The 19535-nt window shown below is 73.6% G+C and carries 16 protein-coding genes and 1 riboswitch; of the genes, 10 read left to right on the top strand and 6 right to left on the bottom strand.

The genetic code is table 11. The features are described from left to right. Positions 1-12: 12 nt before the first annotated feature. From KBY47_RS13915 to KBY47_RS13905, 3 genes are all read left to right on the top strand, one after another. Complete coding sequence (locus KBY47_RS13915) at positions 13-615, top strand: sigma-70 family RNA polymerase sigma factor (protein WP_210921386.1); 603 nt, start codon at positions 13-15, stop codon at positions 613-615. Further along, complete coding sequence (locus KBY47_RS13910) at positions 602-1507, top strand: hypothetical protein (RefSeq protein ID WP_374103076.1); 906 nt, start codon at positions 602-604, stop codon at positions 1505-1507. The genes KBY47_RS13915 and KBY47_RS13910 overlap by 14 nt, the downstream gene beginning before the upstream one ends. 109 nt (positions 1508-1616) lie before the next feature. Beyond that, on the top strand, positions 1617-2369 hold the full coding sequence (locus KBY47_RS13905; RefSeq protein ID WP_247694645.1) for a hypothetical protein: 753 nt from the start codon (positions 1617-1619) through the stop codon (positions 2367-2369). 4 nt (positions 2370-2373) lie between these two features. On the opposite strand, the gene KBY47_RS13900 is transcribed toward KBY47_RS13905, so the two are convergent. Then, positions 2374-3822 carry a glycine hydroxymethyltransferase gene (locus tag KBY47_RS13900; RefSeq protein WP_210921385.1) on the bottom strand — a complete coding sequence of 483 codons (1449 nt, stop codon included), beginning with the start codon at positions 3820-3822 and terminating at the stop codon, positions 2374-2376. Between the two features lie 43 nt (positions 3823-3865). Next, positions 3866-3953, bottom strand: a riboswitch (ZMP/ZTP riboswitch). 127 nt (positions 3954-4080) lie between these two features. On the opposite strand from KBY47_RS13900, the gene rocD reads away from it, so the two are divergent. After that, positions 4081-5286 carry an ornithine--oxo-acid transaminase gene (gene rocD / locus KBY47_RS13895; RefSeq protein ID WP_210921384.1) on the top strand — a complete coding sequence of 402 codons (1206 nt, stop codon included), beginning with the start codon at positions 4081-4083 and terminating at the stop codon, positions 5284-5286. Between the two features lie 170 nt (positions 5287-5456). Then, positions 5457-6632 (top strand): PP2C family protein-serine/threonine phosphatase, encoded by a 1176-nt coding sequence (locus KBY47_RS13890; protein WP_374103078.1) that lies wholly within the window; start codon positions 5457-5459, stop codon positions 6630-6632. Positions 6633-6677: 45 nt separating this feature from the next. On the opposite strand, the gene KBY47_RS13885 is transcribed toward KBY47_RS13890, so the two are convergent. The 5 genes from KBY47_RS13885 to KBY47_RS13865 all read right to left on the bottom strand — a co-directional run bounded on the left by KBY47_RS13885 (position 6678) and on the right by KBY47_RS13865 (position 11470). Continuing rightward, positions 6678-7862, bottom strand: coding sequence for a glutathionylspermidine synthase family protein (locus tag KBY47_RS13885; protein WP_210921382.1), 1185 nt, complete (start codon positions 7860-7862; stop codon positions 6678-6680). 12 nt (positions 7863-7874) lie between these two features. After that, a complete protein-coding gene (locus KBY47_RS13880; protein WP_210921381.1) occupies positions 7875-8216 on the bottom strand; it encodes a hypothetical protein in 342 nt (113 codons plus the stop codon). A gap of 69 nt (positions 8217-8285) precedes the next feature. Continuing rightward, positions 8286-9116: a hypothetical protein gene (locus KBY47_RS36530; protein ID WP_308405149.1), complete on the bottom strand. Its 831-nt coding sequence runs from the start codon at positions 9114-9116 to the stop codon at positions 8286-8288. A gap of 226 nt (positions 9117-9342) precedes the next feature. Further along, positions 9343-9705: a hypothetical protein gene (locus KBY47_RS13870; RefSeq protein ID WP_210921379.1), complete on the bottom strand. Its 363-nt coding sequence runs from the start codon at positions 9703-9705 to the stop codon at positions 9343-9345. Further along, complete coding sequence (locus tag KBY47_RS13865; protein WP_210921378.1) at positions 9692-11470, bottom strand: hypothetical protein; 1779 nt, start codon at positions 11468-11470, stop codon at positions 9692-9694. The genes KBY47_RS13870 and KBY47_RS13865 overlap by 14 nt, the downstream gene beginning before the upstream one ends. Before the next feature lie 168 nt (positions 11471-11638). On the opposite strand from KBY47_RS13865, the gene KBY47_RS13860 reads away from it, so the two are divergent. Genes KBY47_RS13860 through KBY47_RS13840 form a run of 5 tightly spaced genes read left to right on the top strand, consistent with a single transcriptional unit; the run spans position 11639 to position 19531 of the window. Next, the gene (locus tag KBY47_RS13860) at positions 11639-12550 is read left to right on the top strand and encodes a helix-turn-helix domain-containing GNAT family N-acetyltransferase (RefSeq protein ID WP_308405154.1); all 912 of its coding nucleotides are present in this window, start codon (positions 11639-11641) and stop codon (positions 12548-12550) included. A gap of 46 nt (positions 12551-12596) precedes the next feature. Continuing rightward, the gene (locus KBY47_RS13855) at positions 12597-12980 is read left to right on the top strand and encodes a CU044_2847 family protein (protein WP_210921376.1); all 384 of its coding nucleotides are present in this window, start codon (positions 12597-12599) and stop codon (positions 12978-12980) included. Positions 12981-12982: 2 nt separating this feature from the next. Next, the gene (locus KBY47_RS13850; protein WP_210921375.1) at positions 12983-15130 is read left to right on the top strand and encodes a trypsin-like peptidase domain-containing protein; all 2148 of its coding nucleotides are present in this window, start codon (positions 12983-12985) and stop codon (positions 15128-15130) included. Beyond that, positions 15127-16080 (top strand): MoxR family ATPase, encoded by a 954-nt coding sequence (locus KBY47_RS13845; RefSeq protein ID WP_210921374.1) that lies wholly within the window; start codon positions 15127-15129, stop codon positions 16078-16080. Before KBY47_RS13850 ends, KBY47_RS13845 begins: the two co-directional genes overlap by 4 nt. 58 nt (positions 16081-16138) lie before the next feature. Next, the gene (locus KBY47_RS13840; protein WP_210921373.1) at positions 16139-19531 is read left to right on the top strand and encodes an SAV_2336 N-terminal domain-related protein; all 3393 of its coding nucleotides are present in this window, start codon (positions 16139-16141) and stop codon (positions 19529-19531) included. The last annotated feature ends 4 nt before the right edge of the window (positions 19532-19535 follow it).

Here is a 19535-nt window from a genome sequence, read left to right as displayed (position 1 = left end):
TGTAACAAGAGTGTGAGGACGCGGGAGGGGGGCCGCATCGTCGATGAGGCCGCGGTGATCGCACGCGTACGTGCCGGGGAGCCGGAGGCGTATGCGGAACTGGTGCGTGCCCATACGGGCATCGCGCTGCGGGCGGCCACCGCGCTCGGGGCGGGGGCGGACGCGGAGGACGTGGTGCAGCAGGCCTTCGTGAAGGCGTACTGCGCGCTGGGCCGGTTCCGGGACGGCGCGGCGTTCCGGCCGTGGCTGTTGTCGATCGTCGCCAATGAGACGAGGAACACAGTCCGTACGGCGGCACGCCAGCGCACACTCGTCGGACGGGAGGCCGCGCTCGTCGAGGCGGAACCGCTGATACCGGAGTCCGCCGACCCGGCGGTGGCGACCTTGGAGACGGAGCGCCGCGCGGCCCTGCTGGCGGCCCTGGAGAAGCTGGGCGAGGAGCACCGCCTGGTCGTCACCTACCGCTATCTGCTGGAGATGGACGAGCCGGAGACGGCCCAGGCGCTGGGCTGGCCCCGGGGCACGGTGAAGTCCCGGCTCAACCGCGCCCTGCGCAAGCTGGGCCGACTGCTGCCTGATTTCGAGCCTCGGGAAGGGGGTGATGAGGGTGAGTGAGCCGCATGAGTCCAGTAAGCCGCATGAGCCGCGTGAGGCCCGTGAATCGGGTGAGCCGCGGGGGCCGGATGCGCCGGTGCGGCGGGCGCTGCCGGAGGAGCTGCGGGCGCTGGGGAGGTCCCTGGACCGGTCCGGGGGCGCCGGGGCGGAGTCGATGGTCGAGCGGGTGCTGGAGCAGATACTGGCCGAGCGGGTGCCGGTGCCGGTGGCCGAGCCCGCCGGTGCGGGCGGGCGGCTGCGGACGGCGCGGCGGTGGACGCGGGCGCGGTGGCGGTCGCTGACGGCGGCGCTGTGCGGGCTGCTGACGGTGCTCGCGCTCACTCCCCCGGTGCGGGCCGCGGTCGTCGACTGGTTCGGCTTCGCCGGGGTCGAGGTGCGGTACGACCCGTCGGCACCGCCGCCCTCCCCCGCCGAGGTGCCCGGCTGCGGGCGGTCGGTGTCGCTGGCCCGGGCCGAGCGCGAGGCGGGGTTCCGGCCGCTGGTGCCTCGGGCGCTCGGCGCTCCTGACGCGGTGTCGGTGAGCCGGGAGCCGCGGGGGCGGTTCCTGGTGACCCTGTGCTGGGTGGAGCGGGGGCGCACGATACGGCTGGACGAGCATGCGGCACGTCTGGACATCGGCTTCGCCAAGACGGTGCGGGAGCAGCCCCAGTGGCTCCAGCTCGGCGACGACTCCTCGGAGCCCGCCCTGTGGTTCCCGCGCCCGCACCGGCTGGCGTACTGGCTGGTGGCCCCGGACGGCGAGCGCTACACCCGTGAGACGCGCACGGCGGGGCCGACGCTGCTGTGGACCGGCGCCGCCCCTAAGGGCGGTCCGGTGGCGCTGCGGCTGGAGGGTGTGGCGGCGCAGGAGCGGGCGGTGGAGATCGCGGAGTCGGTTCCGCGGCGGCCGTAGATGGCGCGGGCCGGATGGGAACCCCGGCGGGCCGGGCGGTGTACCAGAAGTGACGGGCGGCTCGCGGACGGGCCGCGAAGGGTCACGGGATCACTCTCAGGGGGCTGGTATGGGCATGGTGGTGCGGCGCTCACCGGGCCGGTCGGGGCGTCAGCTGACGCTGCTGGCAGGCGCGTTGGCGGTGATGTGGATGCTGTTGCTGTGGGGTGCGCCGGGCGCGGCGGCCGGTGGGCCGACCAGTGCGCTGGTGGTGTCAGCGGAGAGCCAGGAGACCGCCGGGTTGTTCTACTCCGACGAGGAGTACGGCGAGTTGGGCCGACTGCTCGGGGAAGGGCCTGCGGACAGTGGAGGTCCCCCGTCCGACGGCGAGTTGGTCGAGGGCCGGGTGATCACCGTCACCTGGCTGCTGCACGGGATAGACCCCTGGCGCATGGACCGGATCCATCTGTCCGCTGACGGCCCGTCCGTCTGGGTGCACACCTCGACCCGGCCCCCTCAGTGGACCGGCACCTGGCATCAGGCCGAGCGGCCCGCCGAGTTGCGTGCCCTGCTCAAGCGGCTCGGCGTGATGGGTCCGGCGCGTGACGAGGGGACACCGCCGCGCTATCCGGGGAGCGCGGAGACGGCCGCCACGGACACCGACGCCGGCGGATCGGGCGAGTCGGCACCGCCCGTCACCGGGTCGCCCGCCCCGGCCGCCGCGACGGACGGCCGGGGCGACGGGGGCGACGGCTGGTGGTGGGTCCTGCCGGGTGCGGCGGCCGGTGCCGTGCTGGCGTTGCTGCTGCGTCCGTTCGTGGTGAGCTGGTCGCACCGGCCCCGGCCGGAGCCGGGACCGAGGCAGGAGCTACGGGATGTGTGAGGGCTCAGCCGAGGTCGATCTCGGGGTACAGCGGGAAGGCGGCGACCAGATCGGTGGCCCGGCGGGAGATCTCGTCGGCGATCTTCGCATCGAGGATGTGCTGGGCCTTGGAGGGCGTGCCCTTGCTGGTGGTGCCGGGCTCGGCGGTGGTGAGGACGCGGTCGATGAGACCGGCGACCTCGTCCATCTCGGCGGTGCCCAGGCCGCGGGTGGTGAGCGCGGGGGTGCCGATGCGGATGCCGGAGGTGTACCAGGCGCCGTTGGGGTCGGCCGGGATGGCGTTGCGGTTGGTGACGATGCCGGACTCGAGGAGGGCGGCCTCCGCCTGGCGGCCGGTGAGGCCGTAGGAGGTGGTGACGTCGATCAGGTTGAGGTGGTTGTCGGTGCCGCCGGTGACGAGGGTGGCGCCGCGGCGCATCAGCCCCTCGGCGAGCGCCCGGGAGTTGTCGACGATGCGCTGGGCGTAGTCGCGGAAGGAGTCCTGGCGCGCCTCCGCCAGCGCCACCGCCTTGGCGGCCATGACGTGCGGGAGCGGGCCGCCGAGGACCATCGGGCAGCCGCGGTCGACCTGGTCCTTGAGGGAGTCGTCGCACAGGACCATGCCGCCGCGCGGGCCGCGCAGCGACTTGTGGGTGGTGGTGGTGACGATCTGGGCGTGCGGGACCGGGTCGAAGTCGCCGGTGAGGACCTTTCCGGCGACGAGACCGGCGAAGTGGGCCATGTCGACCATGAGGGTGGCGCCGACCTCGTCGGCGATCTCCCGCATGACGCGGAAGTTCACCAGTCGGGGGTAGGCGGAGTATCCGGCGACGATGATCAGCGGCTTGAACTCCCGGGCGGAGGCCCGCAGCGCCTCGTAGTCGATCAGGCCGGTGGCGGGGTCGGTGCCGTAGGAGCGCTGGTCGAACATCTTGCCGGAGATGTTCGGGCGGAAGCCGTGGGTGAGGTGGCCGCCCGCGTCCAGGGACATGCCGAGCATGCGCTGGTTGCCGAAGGCCTGCCGCAGTTCGGCCCAGTCGGCCTCGGAGAGGTCGTTGACCTGGCGGACCCCGGCCTTCTCCAGGGCGGGCGCCTCGACGCGCTGGGCGAGGACGGCCCAGAAGGCGACAAGGTTGGCGTCGATGCCGGAGTGCGGCTGGACGTAGGCGTGGCGGGCGCCGAAGAGTTCCCTGGCGTGCTCGGCGGCGAGGGACTCGACGGTGTCCACGTTGCGGCACCCGGCGTAGAAGCGGCGGCCGACGGTGCCCTCGGCGTACTTGTCGCTGAACCAGTTGCCCATCGCCAGCAGGGTGGCCGGGGAGGCGTAGTTCTCGGAGGCGATCAGCTTGAGCATCTCGCGCTGGTCGGCGACCTCCTGGCCGATGGCGTCGGCGACGCGCGGCTCGACGGCTCGGATCACGTCGAGGGCGGCGCGGAAGGCGGTGGACTCCTGGGACAGGTGCTGGTCTGGCATGTCGGCCTCCGGACGGCGTGGCTTTCGCAGTGGTCACGGTTCACGGTTCGGCCCAGGCGCACGGCACTCGCTCGCGCGGGCCGCTCCCCGATGGTCGGTCCCATCCCAGCGCGCCAGTCACGGCCCAGGGATCAGCCTACCGGGCACGCCGGACGGGCAGGTTCCCGCGTCCAGCATGCGAGCGCGGTAGGAAGGGGGTACGCCTGATGTCCGGACTCGCGTTCCGGATCACCCGCTGGCTGACCTCGTGGAGCTGCCGTGACCGCTACGGACGATCTCATCGCCGCCGCCGAGGCGCACAGTGCGCACAACTACCACCCGCTGCCGGTGGTCGTGGCCACGGCCGACGGGGCGTGGATGACGGATGTGGAAGGGCGCCGGTACCTGGATCTGCTGGCCGGTTACTCGGCACTCAATTTCGGCCACGGCAACCGTCGGCTGCTGGATGCGGCGCGGGCCCAGCTGGAGCGGGTGACGCTGACGTCGCGGGCCTTCCATCACGACCGGTTCGGGGAGTTCTGCGCCCAGCTGGCCCAGCTGTGCGGCATGGAGATGGTGCTGCCGATGAACACCGGCGCGGAGGCGGTGGAGACGGCGGTGAAGACGGCCCGCAAGTGGGGCTACCGGGTCAAGGGCGTGCCCGCGGAGATGGCGAAGATCGTGGTGGCGGGCGGCAATTTCCACGGCCGTACGACGACGGTCATCAGCTTCTCCACGGACCCGGAGGCGCGGGCGGACTACGGGCCGTACACGCCGGGCTTCGAGATCGTGCCGTACGGGGACCTGACGGCGATGCGGCAGGCGATGACCGAGAACACGGTGGCGGTGCTGCTGGAGCCGATCCAGGGCGAGTCGGGGGTGATCGTGCCGCCGGAGGGCTATCTCCCGGCGGTGCGGGAGCTCACCCGGGAGCGGAACGTGCTGTTCGTCGCGGACGAGATCCAGTCGGGCCTGGGCCGTACGGGGCGGACCTTCGCGTGCGAGCACGAGGGTGTGGTGCCGGATGTCTATGTGCTGGGCAAGGCGCTCGGCGGCGGGATCCTGCCGGTGTCGGCGGTGGTGTCGTCGGCTGCGGTGCTCGGGGTGTTCCGGCCCGGGGAGCACGGGTCGACGTTCGGCGGGAATCCGCTGGCGTGCGCGGTGGCGCTGGAGGTGATCGCGATGCTGCGCTCGGGCGAGTACCAGGCGCGGGCCGCGGAGCTGGGCGGTCATCTGCACCGGGAGCTGGGCGCCCTGGCGGGCACGGGCCGGGTGACGGCGGTGCGGGGGCGTGGGCTGTGGGCGGGCGTGGACATCGCGCGGGCGTACGGCACGGGCCGGGAGGTCTCCGAGAAGCTGATGGACCGCGGAGTCCTGGTGAAGGACACCCATGGTTCGACCATCCGGGTCGCGCCGCCGCTGACCATCAGCAAGGAGGACCTGGACTGGGGCCTGGACCAGCTGCGGGCGGTCCTGGTGGGTTAGGGGTCCTCGCTGCGGCGGGGTGCGGCCCGCGGCGCCGCGTACCGGCGGCGGTGGGTCACCCACCGCACGGACCCGATCATCGCGCGGAGCCGCCCGAGCGGTGTGAGACTGCTGTGCGGTGCACCGTGACGGTGTCCGGGCCGTGTGACGGGAGGAGGCGGAACGTGGGAGTGCCCGCGAGCGAAGCGAGCCTGCTGGAGGACTTCCTCGCCGATCCGGCCAACTTCGGGCTGGACCTGGGCACGGCCATCGCGCGCTGCTCCACGGCCCTGGGGCTCCAGCACTCCGTGGTCTACCTCGCCGACATCCAGCAGCGTCAGCTGCTGAGGATGACCGACACCGCCTCGGCGCTGTCGATCGACGACTCCCTGGCGGGCTGGTGCTACCGCACCCAGGCGCTGCGGGTGGAGGAGTCGCCGACCGGGGGGATGACGGCATGGCTCCCGCTGCTGGACGGCGCGGAACGGCTCGGTGTGCTGGCCGTGCACGCACCGGCGCTGACCCCGGTGGTGCTGCGCCGCAGCCGGGCGCTCGCCTCGCTGCTGGCCATAATGATCACTTCGAAGCGGGCGTACAAGGATTCCTTCGTCCGGCGGACCCGTACCGAACCGATGCAGCTGCCCGCGGAGATGCTGCGCGCGTTCCTGCCGCCGCGGACGATCGGCACCTCGCACGTGGTGTCGACGGCCGTGCTGGAACCGGCCTACGACATCGGCGGCGACGCCTTCGACCACTCCCTCACCGAGACGACCCTGCACACGGCCGTGCTGGACGCCATGGGGCACAACCTGGCGTCGGGCCTGACGACGGCGGTGTCCCTGGCCGCCTGCCGGAACGCGCGGCGCACCGGTGCGAACCTGCCCGAGCTGGTGACCTGTGTGGACGACGCGCTGGCGGCGTGGCTGCCGGACCAGTTCTGCACCGGGGTGATCGCGCAGCTGGACCTGGCGACGGGGATGCTGCGCTGGATGAACTGCGGGCATCCGGCGCCGCTGCTGATCCGGGACGAGCTGCCGTTGATCGAGGAGATGGTGCGCAAGCCCGATCCGCCGATGGGGCTGCCGTTCCTGCTCGCGGACCGAGCCCGGCAGACGCACGAGATCGCCCTGGAGCCGGGCGACCGGGTGCTGATGTACACGGACGGGGTGACCGAGGCGCGCATCCGGGAGGGCGAGGAGTTCGGGCTGCAACGCTTCGCCGACTCCATCATCCGGGCGACCGCCGCGGGGGAACTCGCCCCGGAGGTCCTGCGCCGGCTGATCCACTCCATCCTGGACGCCCAGCACAACCGGCTCCGCGATGACGCGACCATCCTGATGTTCGAGTGGTGGCCGCCCTCCCAGTGACCAGTGACGGCCGCAGGGGATCACATGGGGTCAGAGGGTCATGGGTCAGAGGATCACATGGGGCAGAAAGCGGGCGTACTCGTCCGTGACCAGGCCGGAGGACTCGCGGATGCCCAGGCCCGCGGCCTCGTTCTCGACGACCCAGGTGCCGAGGACGACATGGTTGCCGTCGAAGTCGGGGAGGGGGGCGAGTTGCTGGTGGCAGCAGGGTTCCGGGCGTGGGGTGGGGTCGGTGCCCGGACCGTGGACGGTCACGCCCGCGCCCTCGCGGCCGAGGAGGGGTTTGCTGACCCAGCCGGTGGTGCTGGCGAGTTCGCGGGGGCCGTCGAGGTAGGCGGGGAGGAGGTTGGGGTGGCCCGGGTACAGCTCCCAGAGGACGGCGAGGAGGGCCTTGTTGCTGAGCAGCATCTTCCAGGCGGGTTCGATCCACAGGGTGGTGCCGGTGCCGCCGCCGTTGTCGAGGGTGTCGAGGACGTGGGGGGCGAAGCGGTCGGTGGTGAGCCATTCCCAGGGGTAGAGCTTGAAGCAGCTGCGGATGAAGCGCAGCCGGTTGTCGACGAAGCGGCCGGAGAGGCGGTCCCAGCCGATCTCCTCCATGGAGATCCAGTCGGTGTCCAGGCCCGCCTGCTCGGCGGTCTCCTTGAGGTAGGCGACGGTCATGAGGTCCTCGCCGAGTTCGTCGGCGGAGGAGTGGGCGAAGTACAGGGGGCTGCCCGGCGGGAGGAGGGCGGCCTGGTTCTTCCAGGCGGCGACGAGGCGTTCGTGGAGGGAGTTCCACTGGTCGGCGCCGGGGAAGCGTTCCTCCATCCAGAACCACTGGGGTGCGGCGGCCTCGACGAGGGAGGTCGGGGTGTCGGCGTTGTACTCCAGCAGTTTGGCGGGTCCGGTGCCGTCGTAGCGCAGGTCGAAGCGGCCGTAGAGGGAGGGCAGTTCGGCGCGGCGGTGCCAGGCCTCGGTGACCGCGCGGGCGACGCGCGGGTCGGTGATGCCGAGGTCGGCGAGGCGGTCCGTCCCGACGATGTGGGCGGCGGCGGCCAGGCACATGCGGTGCAGTTCCTCCACCACCTCCTCCAGCGCCTCGACCTCCGGCAGGGTGAAGACGTAGTAGGCGCTCTCGTCCCAGTAGGGGCGCAGGGAGTTGTCGGGGTACCGGGTGAGGGGGTAGATCAGGCCCTGTTCCTCGACGGTCTCCTGCCAGCCGGGGCGGGGTTCGATGGTGCGGCGTTCCATGCGGGGCTCCCGTCAGCCGCCGCCGCTGCCGGAGCAGCCGAAGCCGCCGCGGTCGACGGCCTCGCTGCGGCTGAAGGTGCCGTCGGCGGCGTAACCGGCGCTGACGTCGGCGTCGTAGTACCAGGCGGAGTCGCCGCCGGACTTCCGCTTGCCGTTCTTGCCGTAGGACGAGGTGGTGCCGGACTTGCAGTTCCGGTCGGCGACGACCTTGTAGCCGTTGACCCAGTCGTAGCTGTCACGGTCCACGCAACGGCGGTCCGGTTCGGAGCCGCAGGAGGTGAGGGCCGCGGCTATCACGCCCATGCCGCCGAGGACGACGGTGCTGGAGCGCAGCCTCCGACGCGTTTCTGCCATGTCCTGTCTCCCCGTTGACTGTATGTGTCAACGGCCGATCATAAAGGGCCGTTCGCGGCGCGGCCCGGGTCAGTCGAACCAGGCGCTCTCCCCGCACGAGTGGTACGGCGGGCAGAAGTGGGCGCGCGCGGTGCGCAGCAGTTCGTGTTCGTCCTCGCGGCCGTCGGCGTCGGGGCCGTAGGCGGCGATGGCGTAGATCCTGCCGTCCTCGGCCTCGAAGCGCTCGTCGACGACGTGCCAGGGGCCCACGTCGGGCTCGCCCTTGATGGAGTCGGCGAGGTAGGCGAGCCGGGAGCCGGGGTGGCCGCTGTCGTCGAGGTTCTCCAGGGACAGTTCCCGGAAGCCGTCCGCCTTCGGGGTGTCGTCGGACAGGAACAGCTCGAACGACTCCTCGGGTGAGGTCTCCGCCACCTCGAACACCTGGAGCCGCCGTTCCCCGTCGGCGCTGCGGTAGTTGACGACGTCCATGCCGTACTGGGAGTCCACCGCCTCCCGTGTCCAGCCCAACGGGCGGGCCACGGTGAAGCCCTCGGCGTTGTCGTACAGCTCGTAACCGGCGGGGACCTCGGCGCTGGGGGTGACCGTGCCGGTGGGCTCGGTCTCCTCGGTCGGGGGCGGGGCGGAGGTCTCCGGTCCGGGGTCGGGACTGGACGCGGCCACCTTCCCGTCGCCCCGGTCGTCGTTCGGCCCCGGCCCCGTGTCGTCGCCGACGACCAGCGTCAGTACCAGCGCCACCGCGACCCCGGCCGCCGCCGCGCCGCCGAGCACCGTCCACAGGGTGCGGCGGCTGAGGCCGCGCTCCTCCTGGGCGTGCGGGACGGGCAGCTCGGGCCCGGACCAGCTCCCGTCCGGCCCCTGCGCCCAGGCGGTCGCGGGAGCGGCGTCGGGCGCGGTGGGCACGGACTCCGGCGATGGCGATGGCGATGGCGATGGCGGCGGCAGGCTCGGCGGGAGGGTCGGCGGCGGCGCGTTGGGCGGGAACGCCGGCGGCGAAGTCGGCGGCGGCGTGCTCACGAAGTCCCCTCCGCCGCCGGTCGCCGAGTGCCGGGTCCCGCCCCCGTCACCGTCCTCCCACCGCTGCGCGTCCTCGTTCCAGTACCGCTGTCCCCCGCTCATGGTGACCGCCTCACATCCCCAGCAGCCCGGCCACGGCCCCGGCCGACGCGAACAGCGTCAGCACGGACTGGGCGTCCTCCAGCAGTTCCCGCAGCCGCTGCCGACGGCTCTGTCCCGCCGTACCGGTGGTGCTGATCTCCTCCTCGGTCTCGGCGAGCGCCGCGTCCAGCCGTGTGGTCTGCTCGCTCTCCCGCAGCCGGGCGAGGTCGGCGCGCAGTTCCCGTACCGCCTTCAGCAGTTCCTCGGCGTCGGCGTCACGGGCCGCTGCGGGGACGGTGTTGTGGGTCTCGGCGTGGCCGTGGCTGCCGAAGGCGAACGCGGAGTTGTCGGCGCGGCCGATGTGGATGTTCGGGGTCGGCTCACTTGCTGCCATGGCCGGCGGGTCCCTTCTGCGGCCCGGGGCCGCTGTTCACGGTGGAGGAGCGGGCGTGGTCGCCGAAGGCGAAGGAGGAGTTGTCGGCGCGGCCGATGTGCACGGCGCCGTTGCTGACGTTGACGATCTTCTGGACGAACTCACCGGTCTCGTAGCCCGCGTCGGCCAGCGCCAGCCGCACCCCGCGTCCGATGCGGTCCTGGATGCTGCGCAGATAGCGGGCGACGTCCATCTCCTGGAACGTCGACCCGTAGGGGACGGCGGCCAGTTCCCTCACGGAGACGGCGGGCCCGTCGGGCAGCGCGCCCCTGTGGCCGCCGGTCAGCAGCCGCCAGCCGTAGCGCACGCCGCGGCCGAGGGTGACCAGGGAGCGGCCCGCCGAGCCGGGCACCAGGAGCAGGGCGGTGAGCGCCTTGCCGAGGGCGTTGTTGTGGCGGAACCGGTGGGAGGCGCGGTCGGCGTCCTTGAAGTCGGGGCGGACCGGGGTGAGGACGTGCGGGGCGATCTCCAGCATGAGCATGCGGCCCTGGGTGTGGATGCGCACGAAGACGGTGACGACCAGTTCCTCCTCCCAGCCGCCGACCCGGATGCGCAGGAAGTGCCGTCGCTTCTCGCCGCCCTCCTCGACGGCACGCGCCCGGTGCTGCTCGAAGTCCTGGAGAGTGTACGGGGCCTGGTCGCGCCGGAGGAGTCCCTCGGCGGGCAGGAACACGCACTCGTCGATCTCCAGGCGCCGCAGCCGGTCCCGTACGCCGGGCCCGGCGTACTCGGCGGGCACCCGCAGCTGCTCCAGCAGCGGCCGGACACGTTCCAGGATCGCCCGGTTGCTGAGCGGCTGCTGGGTGGCGTCCTCGTCGGGCCGGAGTTCGACGGCGAGCACCCAGGTGTCGTACGCCGCTCCGGCGCCGCAGAACGGGTGTGCCTCGTGGTACATGACGAGCGGTGCGTGCTGTTCGAGGCGGATACGGTGCATCAGCCGCCGGAACCGCTGCCCCTCGGCCCGTTCCGCGGGGTCGCCCGCCGCGTCCGGGAACCGCCCCGGGGACAGCTCGGCGGCGAGGGCGCGGGCGAACTGGCTGCGCTGCGCGGAGACACAGAGCCCGATCAGCGCGAACACACCGAGCGCGAACCAGGCCTGCCAGGGCTCGACCACATCACTGATCCCGTCGACGTCGGGCACCAGCACCTTCTCGAAGCTGAACGAGTCGGGGTCGCCGAAGCCGTAGGGGTCGTACGAGTCGGAGGAGCCGTACGACGATCCGTACCCGGAGTCGTCCGATCCGGCGCCGAACGCGAGGAGGACGACGAAGCCGAGGTAGAACGTGAACAGCAGGCGGCCCCACCAGCGCACCGTGAAGGCGGCGAACCTGCGGTAGAGGGGCGGTTCGGCGGCGCGGCCCCGGAGCCAGGGGGCGAGGGCGAGCAGCAGGCTCGGCCAGATCACTCCGGCGAGCAGCCAGCCGCTGAGCGGCATGCCGACGATCCACAGTCCGAGGACGGCGGCGGCCCAGAGCTGCTCCTGTCGGCGGGCGCGCAGCGCGTGCGCGAGGACCCGGGCGGCGTCGAAGCCGAGCGAGGGCGCGACGACACGCTGTTCGTCGAGGTACAGCTCGTCGATGACGCGGTCGCGGTAGCCGGAGTCGAGATAGGTGCCCGCGCACAGCAGCCGGGTGGCCTCGCTGGCGTGCGGCGGGGTGGACGGGGGGTCGGGCGGTGTCCCCGGGTTCCCCGGGTCGGTCTGTGGCGGCACGTGGGCGGTACTCACGCCTTTTCCCCCGATGAGAAGACAGTTGACGGCGCATCAGCATAGGAGAGATGGGAGGTGCTGTCCCCGCCCTTTATTCTTTGACTAAAGTCAAAGACCATGACGCAGCCACCACCGCACCTGACGCATCAGCCGCCGCACCCGACCCAGCCGCCGCACCCCGACCACATCGCGGCCTTCCGCCGCTTCAACCGGTACTTCACCCGCCGCATCGGCGTCCTCGACGACCACTACCTCGGCCGGGACCGCCCGCTCGGCGAGGCCCGGCTGCTGTTCGAGATCGCCGGGAGCCCGCACGGCGTCGCCCTGCGCGAACTGCGCGCCCGGCTCGGCCTGGACGCCGGGTACCTGAGCCGGATGGCGAAGACGCTCCAGGCCCAGGGCCTGGTCACCCTCGCCCCCGACCCCCGCGACAACCGGCTGCGCACGGTCACCCTGACCCCGGCCGGGCGCGCGGAGGTGGCCGAGCAGGACCTGCGGTCCGACGCCCTGGTGGCGGGCCTGCTCGACGGCCTGACCCCGGCCCAGCGCGACCGGCTCACCGAGTCCCTCGCCACCGCCCGCCGGCTGCTGCGGCTGGCCTCGATCACCGTCACCGTCGTCGACGGCGCCTCCCCCGACGCCCGTGCCTGCCTCGACGGCTACGCGGCCGAGATCGACGAGCGGTTCCCGGAGGGCTTCGACCCCTCGGACCTGGTCGGGCCCGAGGAGGTGTCGGGGGAGGCGGGCGCGTTCCTCGTGGCGTACGAGGAGGGCGCGCCGGTGGGCTGCGGGGCGCTGCGGCGGCTGTCACCCGGCGTCGGCGAGATCAGACACGTATGGGTGACCCGGGCCGCCCGGCGCCTCGGTCTGGCCCGCCGCATCCTCGGCGGGCTGGAACGCGAGGCCGTCACCCGCGGCCTGGACGTCGTACGCCTCGACACCCACGCCACGCTCACCGAGGCCCAGGCGATGTACCGCGCCTGCGGCTACCGGGAGATCCCGGCGTACGCCGACCACGTCTACGCCAGCCACTGGTTCGAGAAGCGGCTGGCCGAGGGCGCCCGACGTGCTGATCCCCCGCGCTACGGCGGAAGTTGAGCGGTACAGGCATCGACGTCGGCGGCGTTCGGACACAATGTGATCCGTGTCCACCGCCTTGAATACAGAGTTCGACGACGGTACGCCGGTCAGGTTCCTGCTCGCCCCGGCCGCATCCGCTGCCGCACCGGGCCCGGACGACGGCCTCCCCGAGGGCATGGGCCGGGCCGTGCCCGTGGCCGCCGGGGGCGGTGGCGCCGTCGCCAGTCTGGCCGCCGGTGCCCTGCGCCAGGCGCTCCGGCCGCTCAGCCCGCTCCTCCAGGAGGTGCACGACGCCGTCTCGGCCGTACCGGAACCGCCCTCCGAACTGAGCGTGACCTTCGGCGTGCAGATCGGCCAGGACCTCAAGCTCGGGATCGTCGGCGGCAACGGCCAGGCCCATCTCACCGTCACCGCCACCTGGAGCCCCACCGGAACCGGTGCGGGCTAGCCGTGGGCTGGTTCAAGGAACCCGACCGGCTCGACGGCACCCCGTCCCTCCATGTGGTGTCCGTCGCCGGACCGAAGGCGGCCACCTGGTCGGGCGGCGGTTTCCTGCTCGGCGACAACACCGTGCTGACCTGCGCGCACGTGGTCAACGACGCCCTCGGCAGGCCCCCGTTCGAGACCCGGACGCCGGGTCTGGAGGAACTCCAGGTGATGATCCGGCGGCCGTACGACGCGAGTCTGCGGTGCCCGGCCCGGGTGGCGCACTGGATACCCCCGCGCGCCGAGGACGGCGGACCGGTGCCCGACGGCGCCGCCGAGTGGCTCGGCGACCTGGCCGTGCTGCGGATCGACCTGGCGCCCGGAAAGGGCGTCGCGCCACCGCTGCGCGGCCCGCTGCGGATCGGGCAGAAGGTGCGGGCCTGGCACGCCAGCGGACGTGAGTCGACGTTCGCCGACCTGACGGTCAAGACGGACGAGGGCCCGATCGCCTACCTCGACGGTTCGCCCACCGGCATGTCCATCGGCCCCGGCTACAGCGGCGGCCCGCTCTGGTCCCCCGTCGACAAGGCCGTCATCGGCCTGGTCACCGCCCACTTCATGCCACCGGCCGACCCGGCGACCGGCCAACCCCGAGCGCACAGCCCACAGCATCTGATCCGGCGCAGCTGGTGCGTGCCCTGGCAGCGCGTGGAGGCGGAACTGCGCGCCGTCGGCGCCCTGGAGGAGCAGGACCCTGCGCCGGTCGCCGTCGACGACCCGGCGTACGTCCTGCTGGTGTCGGCGATCTCGGACGCGCTGCCGGTGGCCAGTCAGCGCGGGGACCTGGCCCGTCGGCTGGCGGAGGGGTGCGGCGTCGGACACGGCGGCGCCGTGGTCCCGCCCAGCGTCGAGGAGTTCGCGGCCTTCCTGCTCAGCCACCCGCGGGCGCTGCCGGTGCTGACCGAACTGCTGCGGCGCGAGGAGCGGGAGCTGACCCAGCGGCTGCTGGTCGCCGGACGGCTCTCCCGCGTGCCGCGGCTGCTGTCCCCGCGCGAGCACCATCTGCTGCACCAGCTGCTGCGCGGCCTGGACCGGGCGGTGCTGGACCGGTTCGGTGAGGTGGTGCGGGCGGCACTGCCGCTGGTGGCCGCCTTCCCCGGCGGGGAGACGCTGGACGCGCTGCTCGACCACCTGGAGACCCTCGCCGGTGACGGCCGCTCCGAGGACGGTGAGCCCCGGGTCCCGGCGCTGCTGCGGGTCATGGAGTACGTCGGCGTGCTGTGTGCCCCCGCCCAGCGCGCGGGGCTGCGGCTGTGGGCGGACGGGGTGGCCGCGCGGCTCGGCATCCCCCGCTCCGCGCTCGCCGAGCGGCGCTCGGACGCGCAGGAGTGGGCGCGGGTGGTGCGGCACCGGTCCACCCGGTCCCGGGTGCTGGTCCATGTGACCCGGGCCGAGCCCGGTCGGCACCGGCTGCGGATCTGGTGCGACGAGGGCGCGGGCCCGCGCCAGGTGTCCACGGACACCACGGTGTCGTACTCGGCGCGTGAAGGGGCCCGGGAGCTGCTGCGGGTGCTGGAGTCGCTGGGACCCACCGTCGTGGACGGGCAGCGCCCACTGGTGGAGGTGCTGGTGGACCGCAGCAGCCTCAACCTGCCGGTCGACGAGTGGGAGGGGCAGGCGCCCGGCGAGATCGTCCCCGGTGTCCTCGGCGTGGAGTTCCCGCTGGTCGTGCACTGCCCGGAACTCCTGCGCCGGCACGAGCGTTTCCTCCCTGACTGGCGGCGCCGCTGGAGCCTGCTCGACTCCGGGACGACGCTGGTCGTCTCCGACGCCTCCACCGACCCCAACAAGGTCTACTACGAGCTGATGGACCGCCTCGACACGGTCCGCGTCTCCGTGGACGCCGCACCCGACCTGCGCGACCGCGTCGTGCAGATCTGCCTCGCGGTGGGCATACCGGTCGTCGTGTGGGACCGGGGCCGCGGCAGCGGACACGTGGTGAAGCGGCTGGCGGAGGTGGCCACCCGTGAGCTGCCCGACGGAGTGCGTTCCTACCGCGCCAACACGATGATCCGGCCGCTGGAGTACCCCGGACGCCCGGTCCTCGCCTGGGCCGACGCCGACCGCACCGTGCCACGACTGCACCTGACCGAACCCCAGGAGGGCCCATGACCCCCGCCGCCGAGGACGGCTGGCGACTGTTCCGCGGTGACGGCACACCCCGCGCCGTCACCCTGCCGCCGGCCCCGCCGTGGCGGCGCTTCGCGCGGTCGTCCGCCGCCGGGCGTGCCGAACAGCCTTATCTGATAGAGCGGGAGCACGCCAACGTCGTCAACGCCGCGCTCCATCTGCGCCGCCCGCTGCTCGTCACCGGACCGGCCGGGACGGGCAAGTCGTCGCTGGCGCGGGCCGTCGCGCACGAACTGGGCCTGGGAGAGCTGCTGCGCTGGCCCATCAACAGCCGCTCCACGGTGCGGGAGGCTCTCTACCAGTACGACGCGATCGGGCGGCTGCGCGAGACCACGCTGAGCCGGGACCGCGGCGAGGGCGAGCCCGCCATCGGCACCTTCATCCGGCTCGGCGCCCTCGGCACCGCCCTGGCGCACACCGGACGGCCGCGCGCGCTGCTCATCGACGAGATGGACAAGGGCGATGTGGACCTGCCGAACGACCTGCTGACCGTGTTCGAGGACGGCGTCTTCGAGATCTCCGAACTGACCCGGCTGTCCGAGGACATCACGGACGTGGAGGTGCAGACCGCCGACCCCGGCGGCTCGGTCACGGTCCACCGGGGGTGCGTCCAGTGCGAGGAGTTCCCCGTCGTCGTCATCACCAGCAACGGCGAACGGGACTTCCCGCCCGCCTTCCTGCGCCGGTGCATCCGCCTGCACCTGCCGGTGCCCGACGAGGAGCGGCTGCGTGCCATCGTCGCCGCCCACCTCGGCGAGGAGGCGCTGCGCGAGGCCGACGACCTGCTGGAGGCGTTCCTGCGCCGCCGGGCCCCCGGCGAACTCGCCACCGACCAGCTCCTGAACGCCGTCTTCCTGCGCACCGGCGGCGTCGACCTGGACGCCGACGGCCTCCTCGACGCCGTACTCCACCAGCTCACGGGCGCGCTGTGACCGGCGGGCACGGGACACCTCGGGCCGTGCGCACCACGGCCAGGTGGCGGGAGGGGCCGTGACCGACAACGGTGGGGCGAGTCTCGCGGACGTGCTGCGGGTGCTGCGCGAGTGCGGGCGGGAGCTGGACGCGGACCAGGTGCTCGACGTGCTGTGGCTCGCGCGGCGGCTGCCCGCCGGGGACACCGCGCCCCTGCACGAGGTGCTGCGTCCCGCGGCCCCGGAGCCGCCCGCGCCGCAGCCCGCCGCGGCCCCGCAGGAGTCGGCGCCGCCGCCCGCGCCGGAGCCGGACGACGAGGGCCTGCCCGACCTCACCCCGTCGTCGCTGTACGCGGCGGCCCGCCAGCCTCCGCAGCCCACCGCCCCCGCCGACGCCTCCTGGACGCGTCCGGCGCAGGCGCCCGCCCCGGAGCGGCGGCAGGCCGTGCCGGTGCGGGTGCCGGAGGCCAAGGCGCTCCCCGACGAGCTGGCCCTCGGCCGGGCCCTGCGGCCACTGCGCCGGCGCCACCGCAGCCGCCACCGGTTCGAGCTGGACGAGGAGCTGACGGCGGCCGAGCTGGCCGAGACCCAGGTGCCCGACGTGGTGCTGCGCCCGGTGGAGGAGCGCTGGCTGCACCTGGTGCTGCTCGTCGACGACGGCCTGTCGATGCTGCTGTGGCACCGGCTCGCCGCCGAACTGCGCACCCTGCTGGAGCGCCTGGGCGCCTTCGCCGTCACCCGCGTCCACGGCCTGGACACCCGCGACGCCCTCGCCCCCCGGCTGCACGCCCGCCCGTTCGAACCGGACAGCCAGCCCGTCCCGACGACGACGGTCAACGACCCGAACAGCCGCACCCTGACCCTGGTCGTCACCGACGGCATGGGCGCCGCCTGGCGCCACGAACCGCTGTACGAACTGCTGCGCACCTGGTCGGAGCGGGGCCCCGTGGCGCTGCTGCACACCCTGCCCCCGGAGATGTGGGAGGCGTCCGGGGTGCACGCCGAGCGCTGGCAGGCGACGACCCAGCACATCGGCGGCGCCAACACCTCCTGGCAGATCACCGACCCGGTGCTGCCGCCGCAGCTGGCCCGCTTCGACGGGGTTCCGGTGCCGGTGCTGGAGCCCACCGCCGAGGCGCTGGGCGACTGGGCCCGGCTGCTGGCCTCGCCGGGCACCACGGTGGAGCTGCCGCTGCTGGCCCGGCCCAGCCGCCACGCGGTCGTGACCGACGCCCGGGGGCCGCGCGGCGCCCAGCACTTCCGGGACGCGGCGACCCCGGAGGCGTACCGCCTGGCCGCGCACCTGGCGGCCGTCTCCCCGCTGTCGGTGCCCGTGATGCGGCTGGTGCAGTCGGCCGTGCCGTGGCAGGCGCGGACCTCGCACCTCGCGGAGGTGTTCCTGGGCGGGCTGCTGCGCCCGCATCCGGCGCCGGTGCCCGGCCGACTGCCCGCCAAGCACCTGGTGTTCGACTTCGTCGACGAGTCCAGGACCGTGCTGCTGGACGCGGTCCCGCAGGCCGAACTGCTCAGCACCAGCCGTACGATCGGCCGCACCCTGGAGCGCCTCGCGGGCAACTCCCCGGACTTCCCCGCCTGGCTGACCCACCCGGACGGCGCCGACGAACTCCCGGCCGGCCACCGCCCGTTCACCAGCGTCGAACGACGTCTGCTGAGCCGGTTCGGCATCTCGGGCGGTCGCCGCGGCGAAGGCCTGGGGCTCGGCGGTACGGCGCTGGAGGTGCCCGACGACGACTGGGCGCCGCTCACCGCGGCCGACCCGCCCCGCCTGGGCCCGTACCGGCTGCGGGGACGGCGGCGCGGGCGGCGCACGATGGTGTACCGGGGCGTCGACCAGCGCGGCAACCGCGTCGTCCTGCGCACCCCGCGCCCGGACCTGCCCGCCGTCAACGCCCGGCTGATCGCGATGGAGGCCCGGGTGCTGGACCGGCTGCACGGCCGGTACGCGCCCGTGCTGCTGGCCAGCGAGCTGAAGTCCGCCACGCCGTGGATCGCGATGACCCCGATCGCCGACGAGGACGCCCCGGACCGGCAGCCGCCCCGGCTGGCGGACCTGGTGGCGCGGGCCGCGGAGACCGGCACCGCGCCCTTCGACACGCTGGCCGGGCTGCTGGTCGCCTGGCACCTGGCGAGCGCGCTGAGCGTGTGCCACCTCAACGGCGTGGTGCTGTCGGACTTCAGCGCCGACAGCGTGTTCGTGCTCCGCCGGTCGGTGGTCCTGGGCGACCTGTCGGACAGCGTCCTCGACGGCCGCTTCGAGGGCGCCGGTCCGCTTCCCACGGCGGCGGACAACGTACGCGCGCTGGGCGAGCTGCTCCAGCTGGTCAGCAGCAAGGCCGGGGTGAACACCCCCGGTCTGCCCGAGGGCATGCACCTGTGGCAGAGCGACAGCTGGGAGCGGCTGCGAGGGCTGGTGCTGAGCTGCCTCGACCCGGACCCGGTGGAGCGCCCGGCGCCGGGTGAGCTGGCGGACCTGCTCGCCCGGTACATCGATCTGGCCCGCGCGGCCCGTGAGACGGCCTCGCCGCGCGCCCCGCAGCGACCGGTGCCGCGCGTGCCCCGGGTGACGCTGACGCCGCCTCCCGGCGAGGACACGCCTGCGGCGGGCTCGTTGCGGCTGGGCCGCTTCGGTGCCGCCCGGCGGCACGCCGAGGCACAGCTGGAGCGGTTGCGGGCCCCGCTGCGGCACGGTCTGCGGCTCACACTGCTCGGCGCCCACGCCAACAGCGGGCGTGCCACCACCACCGTGCTGCTCGGCTCGGTGCTGGCGGCGGTGCGCGGGGAACCGGTGCTCGCGGTGGACGGGGCGCCCACGGTGGGGGCGCTGGCGGAGTTCCTCACCGGCAACTGGTGGTCCAGTACCTCGGTGGGGCTGCGCGAGGTGGCGCGGCTGCCCGACGGCGCGCCCTACCGGGCGATCCGGGCGCGCACCGCGCCGCTGCCGTCGGGGCTGCGGGTCCTCGCGCACGGCGGACTGGCCGCGTCCAGCCCGGCCCACCCGCAGGAGTACGCGCGGATGCTGGCGCTGACCGACCCGTACTACTCGTTCGTGCTGACCGACTGGTCCCCGGTCCGGCTGGACGAGTCCGCCGAGCCGGTGCTGAAGCTGACGGACCGGCTGGTGCTGTGCTGCGCGACGCACGGCTCGTCCCTGGACGCGGCGGCGCGCACGCTGGAGACGCTGCGCGAGAGCGGACACCGCCCGCTCGCCGACGGGGCGGTGGTCGCGGCCGTCGACGTGCAGGGCGCCAGCGCGGGCCGCGGCCTGACCGACGATGCCGCCGGGCGGCTCGGTGTGGCCGCGCACCGGCTGGTCCGGGTGCCCTTCGACCCCTCCACACACCAGGCCGCCGCCTGGAACCTGAACCGGCTGCGTCCGGCCACCACGCGCGCGTACGTGGATCTCGCGGCGGCCGTCCTCGACTCACGGGTGGAGCGCTCCACAACGGAGTGATCCC

It is taken from the genome of Streptomyces sp. B93, assembly GCF_018070565.1.
Taxonomy (GTDB): domain Bacteria; phylum Actinomycetota; class Actinomycetes; order Streptomycetales; family Streptomycetaceae; genus Streptomyces.
The sequence above is the reverse complement of the archived record's forward strand: the minus strand, read 5'-3'. Positions and strand labels throughout refer to the sequence as shown.